Here is a 2,251-nt window from a genome sequence, read left to right as displayed (position 1 = left end):
GATCAAGCGCGTCATCTGTTGCTGTCGCATGGCCTTCTCCTGGGGCAGACGCAAGAGCGTCGTACCTTAAAGATGAGGGCCATGGGGCGCGATTAAAGAGGCATCACTAGCATTCGCTAGAAGAGCCAAAAAATGACCGCCAGCGCTTGTCCAATAAGCGTAAGGTGCTATTGTTTTTGATTGGCAGATCACAAGGCGGTGCGCTATTCCTGCTGCGCCAGCGCTTCGAGTTGGTCTTGCTGGTAAACGACGATGCTGCGCTGGTGGATGCCGATGATGCCCTCGCGCTCCATCCACTTGAGCTCCACATTGATGCGCTGGCGTGAGCCGCCCAGCAGTTGTGCCAGCTCGTCCTGCACTAGTGCCAGCCCGATGGCCCCGCGCTGGCCGGGCACGGCCGCACGCTCGCCAAAGCGGCGCAGCACGTGCAGCAGCTGCTTGGCCAGCCGCGCGCGCAGGGGCAGGGTGGCCATGTCTTCCATCATCCAGTACAGGTAGCGCATGCGGCGTGCCTGCAGCGTGAGCAGGGCCTCGCCGAACTCGGGGTGTTCGCGCAGCAACTGGCGGAACACGCCCTCGGCCACGCTCAGCACCGTGGTGGGGCCGTGGGCGTGCGCGTCGTAGGTGTTGGGGCCCCGGTGCAGCACCTCGGCCTCGCCCACCCAGATGCCGGGCTCCACATAGGCCAGCGTCACCTGCTTGCCCGACGGCGTGGAGCGCCGAAACCGGATGGCACCACTGGCACAGGCAAACCAGTCCTGCGCCAGATCACCCTGCTCCACGATCATCTGGCCGTGTGCGTAGCGCGTAATGCGGCCCAGCCGGAAGATGTCATGCCGCAGCGACGGCGTCAGCGCGGCGAACCAGCGGCCTCGGTTGATGGCTTCACGCTCCGGCTGGCTGAGGAACGGGCGTTGCAGGTGGTGGTCGGCCAGGGAAGGGACGGACTCGGGCAAGGCAATGGTAGCGGTGGGCATGGCGGCAGGCTGGAGTTGGGGGGGGGCGGCCTGTGCGCGGGGCCGGGCTGAAAGACGGTGAGAAGGCGCAGCATGCCAGTTTAGCGAGACAGCGCTCACCGCGATGGCCCTGCACGGCACTTGTGCGACACCCAGCAGCACCATGCTTACGCTTTGGCGGTGGGGCGCGCCTTGGGCTGCTTTTGCGGCTTGCGCAGAAACGCCAGCAGTCGGCGCTCCGCCGCGCTCAAGCCCCGTGGCGATGTGGTGCCGCCAATGTGATTCCACACAGCCTGCAGGCCGGGCCCCGCGTCGGATGCCAGTCGTGTGCCCAGCTCCAGCACAGCCGGGTGCACGTACGACTTCTTGCACACGGCGGGCGTGTTGCCCAGCTGGCGCGCCACCTCGGCCAGAATGGCCTTGGCGTTGTAGCGCACGTTTTTATCGGCGGCGGTGGGGGCAACTGGTTGCGTACAGGCCAGGCGCGTCAGCTCCAGCGCCTGCGTGGTGCCGTGCCAGGTGCGAAAGTCCTTGGCAGTGAAATGATCACCTTCTGAGTCTGCAGCGCCGTGCGTGATCTCGCGCAGATAGTCGTTCACGTCGCCCGAGCCTACGGTGCGCAAACTACCGTCTTCGTCCTCGTATTGAAAGAGTTCCTGCCCCGGCAGTTGTTGGCAGCGTCGCACTACGCGGGCCACGCGCGGGTCGTCCAGCTCGACCTCTTGCAACACGCCGCTCTTGCCGCGAAATCGCAGCTTGAGCTGACTGCCTTTGAGTTGCACATGCCGCGTGCGCAGCGTGGTCAGGCCATACGAGCGGTTGGTGGCGGCGTATTCCTCATTGCCCACGCGCAGGTAGGTGGTGTCCAGCAGGCGCACCAGCGTGGCCAGCACCAGCGTGCGAGTCAGCGGCTGGCCGTTGCGGTGCGCTGCAAGGTCGCGCGCCACGCGGCTGCGCAGGCGCGGGAGCACGCGGCCAAACGCCAGCATGTGTTCGAACTTGCCCTCGTCGCGCTGCGCGCGCCACTGCGGGTGGTAACGGTATTGGCGCCGTCCGCGCGCGTCCAGTCCGGTGGCCTGCAGGTGCCCGCGGGGCAGGGGGCAAATCCACACATCGGTATATGCCGGTGGGATAGCCAGGCGGTTGATGCGGGCGACCTCGTCCGGGTCTTGCAGCCACTGGCCATCGGGCAAACGGTAGCGGAAAGCCTTGGCACCGTTGCGCACGCGGGTGAGGCCGGGCATGGCGGGTGTGACGTACACCAGGCCTCCGGGGAGCTTCTGGGGGCGGCTGGT

2 protein-coding genes are annotated in these 2,251 nt (G+C 66.4%); both read right to left on the bottom strand.

Translation table 11 applies throughout. The features are described 5' to 3' along the window. Positions 1 to 203: 203 nt before the first annotated feature. Complete coding sequence (locus tag NFX52_RS29840; protein WP_055400793.1) at positions 204 to 977, bottom strand: Crp/Fnr family transcriptional regulator; 774 nt, start codon at positions 975 to 977, stop codon at positions 204 to 206. 146 nt (positions 978 to 1,123) lie between these two features. Continuing rightward, positions 1,124 to 2,251: DNA topoisomerase IB (locus NFX52_RS29835; RefSeq protein ID WP_252635979.1), on the bottom strand; the 1,128-nt coding region annotated here is incomplete at its 5' end.

This window comes from Acidovorax facilis (assembly GCF_023913775.1).
Lineage (GTDB): Bacteria > Pseudomonadota > Gammaproteobacteria > Burkholderiales > Burkholderiaceae_C > Acidovorax > Acidovorax facilis.
Note: the sequence above shows the minus strand (reverse complement) of the source record. Positions and strands in the feature narration are given on the sequence as shown.

What these genes read in the sequence shown, in the direction of transcription:
- NFX52_RS29840 (WP_055400793.1), bottom strand. Translation starts at nt 977, where the DNA reads ATGCCCACCGCTACCATTGCCTTGCCCGAGTCCGTCCCTTCCCTGGCC.